Annotated in this window: 8 protein-coding genes; 7 read left to right on the top strand and 1 reads right to left on the bottom strand. The window is 37.9% G+C overall.

All coding sequences use genetic code 11. The features are described from left to right. From ACIQZA_RS11600 to ACIQZA_RS11570, 7 genes are all read left to right on the top strand, one after another. A partial coding sequence (locus ACIQZA_RS11600; protein WP_402881695.1) for a hypothetical protein occupies positions 1 to 208 on the top strand: 208 nt, incomplete at its 5' end. A 297-nt stretch (positions 209 to 505) separates the two neighbouring features. Next, complete coding sequence (locus ACIQZA_RS11595) at positions 506 to 973, top strand: NUDIX domain-containing protein (RefSeq protein ID WP_142509282.1); 468 nt, start codon at positions 506 to 508, stop codon at positions 971 to 973. Positions 974 to 982: 9 nt separating this feature from the next. Then, on the top strand, positions 983 to 1,876 hold the full coding sequence (rapZ, locus tag ACIQZA_RS11590) for an RNase adapter RapZ (protein ID WP_142509283.1): 894 nt from the start codon (positions 983 to 985) through the stop codon (positions 1,874 to 1,876). 4 nt (positions 1,877 to 1,880) lie between these two features. Further along, positions 1,881 to 2,864 (top strand): gluconeogenesis factor YvcK family protein, encoded by a 984-nt coding sequence (locus ACIQZA_RS11585; RefSeq protein WP_400937770.1) that lies wholly within the window; start codon positions 1,881 to 1,883, stop codon positions 2,862 to 2,864. A 65-nt stretch (positions 2,865 to 2,929) separates the two neighbouring features. Then, positions 2,930 to 3,877 (top strand): DNA-binding protein WhiA, encoded by a 948-nt coding sequence (whiA, locus tag ACIQZA_RS11580; protein ID WP_142509285.1) that lies wholly within the window; start codon positions 2,930 to 2,932, stop codon positions 3,875 to 3,877. A 115-nt stretch (positions 3,878 to 3,992) separates the two neighbouring features. Continuing rightward, entirely contained in the window at positions 3,993 to 4,250 is a 258-nt protein-coding gene (locus tag ACIQZA_RS11575; RefSeq protein WP_053485816.1) for an HPr family phosphocarrier protein, read from the top strand. Positions 4,251 to 4,671: 421 nt separating this feature from the next. Beyond that, positions 4,672 to 4,824 (top strand): hypothetical protein, encoded by a 153-nt coding sequence (locus tag ACIQZA_RS11570; RefSeq protein WP_402881692.1) that lies wholly within the window; start codon positions 4,672 to 4,674, stop codon positions 4,822 to 4,824. A gap of 57 nt (positions 4,825 to 4,881) precedes the next feature. On the opposite strand, the gene clpP is transcribed toward ACIQZA_RS11570, so the two are convergent. Continuing rightward, on the bottom strand, positions 4,882 to 5,463 hold the full coding sequence (clpP, locus tag ACIQZA_RS11565) for an ATP-dependent Clp endopeptidase proteolytic subunit ClpP (RefSeq protein ID WP_132361998.1): 582 nt from the start codon (positions 5,461 to 5,463) through the stop codon (positions 4,882 to 4,884). Positions 5,464 to 6,000: the final 537 nt, after the last annotated feature.

Raw genomic sequence — 6,000 nt, 5'->3', positions numbered from 1 at the left:
AGCGGCAGCAACAAATGTTTTTTCTGTGCGAAAGCGAAGCGGCAGCAACAAATGTTTTTTCTGTGCGAAAGCGAAGCGGCAGCAACAAATGTTTTCTGTAGCGAAAGCGAAGCGTCAGCTACAAAGCGCCCAGTCGGAACGGAAATCAAGCACACGTTTTGGTGATGATCCCAAGATCAATATTTTGAGGAAAAAAATACAATTTTAATACGCTCTTAATATAGTTGTAACTTGAATGACATATAAAAGGTGTAATATATATATTGTAATTAGCAATCCCCCTTTTATTTTGTTGAGTAGGTTGTTTCCACCAAATTAGGTGGAGCAGCCTATTTTTGTTGTGAACGTAAATTTTTATGACTGAGTTTCATATGTTTGAGTAAAGGTTAAAAACAGTATCGATGAAGTTACAATTGCAAATGACGTAAAGTTTAGAATTGAGGACAACCTTGTTTGGTCTTGCTATAATGAAAGGTAGAATGCAAAAGAGATTAGAGGTGTGCCTATGCAAAGAATTGCAAATTTAATAGCCGTAAAAGACGGTCAAGTGTTATTACTTCAGAAGCCGAGACGTGGCTGGTTCGTAGCTCCTGGCGGTAAAATGGAGAGCGGTGAATCGATTTATGAGGCTGCAGTACGTGAGTTTAAAGAAGAAACAAATGTCACACCAATAAATGCTCATTTAAAAGGTGTTTATACGATGGTTATTAAAGAGAATAATGAGGTAGTGGACGAATGGATGCTTTATACATTTGTTGCAAAGGATGTAGAAGGAGTACCGTTTAAAGAAACTAGAGAAGGCAAACTTGCATGGCACCCAGTAGAGGATTTGGAACATTTGCCAATGGCTGAAGGTGATCGAACAAACTTACAATTTGCTATCTCACAATCAGGCATTCAGTACGGTACATTTGAATACACAACTGATTTTGAATTACTGCATGAGAAAATACAAATATCAATCGAACAATAAAGGAGCTGCATGACAGTGGTGGTTGAAGGACCAAAAGGTACACATGAATTGGTTATTATTACAGGAATGTCTGGAGCTGGGAAAACAGTAGCTATTCAAAGCTTTGAGGATTTAGGGTATTACTGTATTGATAATTTACCACCAGCACTACTCCCAACATTTTTAACCTTACTAAGGGATTCTGGTAAAAATATTACACGTATAGCAGCTGTCATGGATATGCGTGGTGGCGACTTTTTTGATTCTCTTATCGGCGCTCTCGACCATATTCTTAAAGAAGGTGACATCGTTGCACGAATTTTATTTTTAGATGCAGATGATGCAGCTTTAGTTAGACGTTATAAAGAGACAAGACGTGCACATCCATTGGCTGTAAATGGTTTACCATTAGATGGCATTAAACAAGAACGTAAGCTTTTATCCGAAGTAAAAGGTCGCGCTAAATTTGTCTATAATACATCTAATATGAAGCCTAAAGAGCTACGAGAAAAAATCGCTAAAGAATTTGCCAGTGATGCTGATAATATTTTCTCGGTAAATATCATGTCTTTCGGATTTAAACATGGTATGCCGATAGATGCCGACTTAGTATTTGATGTCCGTTTTTTAAAAAATCCATATTATGTAGAAGAGTTACGCCATAAAACGGGATTACAAACTGAGGTATCTTCTTATGTTCTGGCACTTGAAGATACGCAAACACTCATTCAAAAACTAACGGATTTGTTTGAATTTATGATTCCGCTCTATAGACAAGAGGGCAAATCACAACTTGTCATTGCTTTTGGATGTACTGGAGGACAGCATCGTTCAGTAACATTAGCAGAGTATTTTGGGGCATATTTAGCTGGAAAGGAAAACACTGTTATTACACATCGTGACATCAATCGTAGAAAGGATTGAGTGAATGGGAAAGAAGCGAACAAAGCTTGTTGTAATTGGTGGTGGTACGGGGCTTTCTACGTTACTACGAGGGCTCAAGCACCACCCATTTGATATTACTGCAATTGTGACAGTAGCAGATGATGGTGGTTCTTCAGGACGTTTACGAGATGACTATGATATTCCACCACCTGGTGATGTCCGTAATGTGATCGCGGCGTTATCGGATGTTGAGCCGCTTGTAGAGCAAATGTTTCAATACCGATTTTCTGCATCAGAAGATTTACGTGGGCATTCATTAGGTAATTTAATGCTGACTGCTTTAACAGATATTACCGGGGATTTTAACCATGCTATTAGCGAAATGGGAAAGGTTTTAAAGGTCCATGGTCGCGTCATACCAGCTGCCAACAAAAAGATAAATTTACATGCTGAGCTTGAGGACGGTTCAATCATTGAAGGGGAATCTAAAATTCCAAAGGCAAAAAAACGAATTAGTCGAGTTTTTTTAGTGCCTGAAAATGTGAAACCGTTACCAGAGGCTATTCGAGCAATATATCGTGCTGACTATATTTTAATTGGTCCAGGAAGTTTATATACAAGCATAATTCCAAACCTCCTTGTAAAAGGAATAGGAGAAGCTGTTGTAAAGGCTAAAGGAAGAAAAATTTATGTTTGTAATTTAATGACTCAAAAAGGTGAAACCATTTCATATACAGCGGGTGATCATGTTAAAGCTATATATAAACATGTTGGAGACTCCTTCATTGATTCTATATTAGTAAATGATGTAAAACTCCCTCATCCTGTAAAAGAGCTTTATAAGGAAGAGTGTGCTGAGCCAGTAACATTCGACGTTGCAAAGCTTGAAAGCATGGGATTAGAGGTTATTAAACGGGATATTGCCACGATTCGCCCAGATGGGACGGTGCGTCATAATGCTACAAACGTTGCGAAATGGCTTGTAGATTACGCTAATATCTATGAACAAGAAGTTAGTGAATCATAAAGCGCTTATTGTATATGATAAGATGAACATATACATAGAACAAAAAGTTGAAAGGAGGGCGTGATATGTCTTTTGCTTCTGAAACGAAAAAAGAGTTAACTCAAATAGAAGCGGACAATCATTGTATGAAAGCAGAAGTATCTGCCCTAATTCGTATGAATGGTTCATTATCCTTTGCTAATAAACAGTTAAGCTTAGACGTACAAACTGAAAACGCTGCAATCGCAAGAAGACTTTATACGATTATGAAGAAGCTGTATCCGTATAATGTAGAGTTACTTGTTAGAAAAAAAATGCGTTTGAAAAAAAATAACGTATACATTTGCCGCGTAAGAGAAGGTGCGCGTGAGCTACTGATTGATTTAGAAATCATCTCAGACGACTTTCAATTTAATCATACTATTTCTCGGAAGCTCATTAAAAAGAGTGGTCAAAAAAGAGCATACTTACGGGGTGCATTTTTAGCTGGTGGCTCTGTCAACAATCCAGAAACATCCGCCTACCATTTAGAAATTTATTCATTATATAAAGAGCACGGCGAGGCTTTAATGGATTTAATGAATGAATTTGAGCTAAATGCAAAAACAATTGAACGAAAAAAAGGCTTTGTAACTTATTTAAAAGAAGCGGAAAAAATTTCAGATTTCCTTAACATTGCTGGAGCGCATCAAGCAATGATGAAGTTCGAAGACGTCCGTATATTGCGAGACATGAGAAATAGTGTTAATCGCATAGTCAACTGTGAAACAGCGAACTTGAATAAAACAATAGGCGCAGCATTACGTCAAGTAGAAAATATCCGATTTATTGAAAATTCAATAGGTCTAGATCAATTGCCAGAAAAACTACGTGAAATTGCACGATTACGCGTAGAATACCAAGACGTCACACTAAAAGAACTTGGTGAAATGGTATCAAGTGGAACGGTTAGTAAATCCGGTGTCAATCATCGATTACGGAAAATAGATGAAATAGCCGATGCATTAAGAAGCGGAGAAAAAATTGGTGGTTAAATTTTCATACTTTTCAGGTATGAATGTGAAAAGCCTAATCGCGTATTGTTCTTTTGCTAGTAAGTAAGGTAAGATAAAAATAATAGATGAACGGTAGTAAAGGGGAGTTTTAAGAATGACCGAGAGAAGAGTCCATGTAAAATTAAAATTAGGACTACAAGCTAGACAAGCAGCACTATTTGTACAAGAAGCAAATCGTTTTAGCGCAGATATCTTTCTGGAAAAAGACGAGAAAAAAGTAAATGCTAAATCCATTATGGGTGTTATGAGCTTAGCGATTGCAAAAGGAACAGAGGTTGTACTTAGTGGCGATGGCAACGATGCTGAGCAAGCGGTTACAGCATTAGCAGCACTAATCGAAAAAGAAGATTAAAAAACTATGATGCAAAAACTGTCCAAACAGTAAAACTTACATGTTGGACAGTTTTTTTTTGCGCTTTTGCACAGAAAGTAGAGCTAAAGCTTTACGGGAATAAAAGGCTACGATAGAAAAAAATAGTGAAAGCGGCGGAGAGAAAAGGCTACGACGGAAAGAAGAGTCAAAGTGATGGAAATAAAAGGCTTTTGGGGAAAGAAGAGTCAAAGCGACGGAAAGAAAGGCTGAAGCGACGGAAAGAAAAGGCTGCGACGGAATGAAGAGTCAGAGCGACGGAAAGAAAGGCCGAAGCGACGGAAAGAAGAGTCAGAGCGACGGAAAGAAGAGTCAGAGCGACGGAAAGAAAGGCCGAAGCGATGGGAAGGAGAGCCGAAGCGACGGAAAAAAGGCCGAAGCGACAGAAAGAAGAGTCAAAATAATGGATAGAACCGTCAAAATGAAAGATAGAGTAGCCAAAGTCGTGGATAGAACCATTGAAATCGTGGATAGAGCCATTAAAGTCGTGGATAGAACCATTAAAATCGTGGATAGCCCAATCAAAGTGAAGGATAGTCCCATCAAACCAATATAGTTAATGTCGAACAAAAAAAGACATCTCAGAAATAATCTGGGATGCCTTTAACTATTTTTATTTGCGTTCCATAATTTGGTCGATTAGGCCGTATTCTTTTGCACGCTCAGCTGTCATGAAGTTATCGCGGTCTGTATCTCTTGCAATGACTTCAAGTGGTTGACCAGTGCGTTCCGATAAAATTCCATTTAATTTTTCACGTAAGAATAAAATACGTTTTGCAGCGATTTCGATTTCAGTTGCCTGACCTTGTGCACCGCCAAGAGGTTGGTGAATCATTACTTCAGCATTCGGTAATGCGAATCGTTTACCAGGTTCACCAGCAGCAAGTAGGAAAGCACCCATAGATGCTGCCATTCCGATACAAATTGTTTGTACTTGTGGCTTGATAATTTGCATTGTGTCATAAATTGCCATACCAGCAGTGATAGATCCACCTGGTGAGTTAATGTAAAGAAAAATATCTTTGTCTGGATCTTCTGCTTGTAGGAATAGAAGTTGAGCAACAATTGAGTTAGCAACGTTGTCGTCAATTGCACTTCCTAATAGGATAATACGGTCTTTTAGTAGTCGTGAATAGATGTCATACGCACGTTCACCACGACTTGTTTGTTCAATAACTGTAGGAATTAAATTCATGTTAAATCCTCCTTAAAAAACTAAATTCGAATACTTTTGCTGAAAACTTCCTTGGTAATTCAGCTGTATCCTTATCATACACATTATAGTCAGGGAAGGTCAAATATTAACCCTGTTAAAGTAAAATAAATTAAATCAATTTTGCCTTGGCGTAATTATAGTGCTGCTTCGCTTTCACAGAGAAAACATTTGTCGCCGCCGCGCCGCCCTCGCCCAAAAAACATTTTATCCTACCGCTGCTTTTGCTATAAAAAACATTTACCGTTGCCGCTTCGCTTTCACGCATACACAATTCAGAATCTGTGATATCCGTCTGTGGTTTATCTTTTTTCCGTAGTATTTTGACGCTTATTGAATGAAAAAAAAAAAGTTAAAATGTTTTGCATTCTATAGTTGAAAAATGGGCAATACGTTTGTATAATTGATAAGGTCACATAAGTTAAAGTACAGTACACTATTTTGCAGGTATGCTTCACATGAGGGTTATCTACATCATGCTTTTCTAAAGCCTAGGGTGAGTACTTTTTTTTTGTTTAA

This window comes from Lysinibacillus sp. NPDC096382 (assembly GCF_044762845.1).
In the GTDB taxonomy this organism is placed as follows: domain Bacteria; phylum Bacillota; class Bacilli; order Bacillales_A; family Planococcaceae; genus Lysinibacillus.
This window is presented reverse-complemented; position numbering and strand designations above follow the sequence as displayed.

Coding starts and splice junctions, on each gene's coding strand:
- ACIQZA_RS11595 (WP_142509282.1), top strand. CDS start 506: ATGCAAAGAATTGCAAATTTAATAGCCGTAAAAGACGGTCAAGTGTTA.
- rapZ (WP_142509283.1), top strand. CDS start 983: ATGACAGTGGTGGTTGAAGGACCAAAAGGTACACATGAATTGGTTATT.
- ACIQZA_RS11585 (WP_400937770.1), top strand. CDS start 1,881: ATGGGAAAGAAGCGAACAAAGCTTGTTGTAATTGGTGGTGGTACGGGG.
- whiA (WP_142509285.1), top strand. CDS start 2,930: ATGTCTTTTGCTTCTGAAACGAAAAAAGAGTTAACTCAAATAGAAGCG.
- ACIQZA_RS11575 (WP_053485816.1), top strand. CDS start 3,993: ATGACCGAGAGAAGAGTCCATGTAAAATTAAAATTAGGACTACAAGCT.
- ACIQZA_RS11570 (WP_402881692.1), top strand. CDS start 4,672: ATGGATAGAACCGTCAAAATGAAAGATAGAGTAGCCAAAGTCGTGGAT.
- clpP (WP_132361998.1), bottom strand. CDS start 5,463: ATGAATTTAATTCCTACAGTTATTGAACAAACAAGTCGTGGTGAACGT.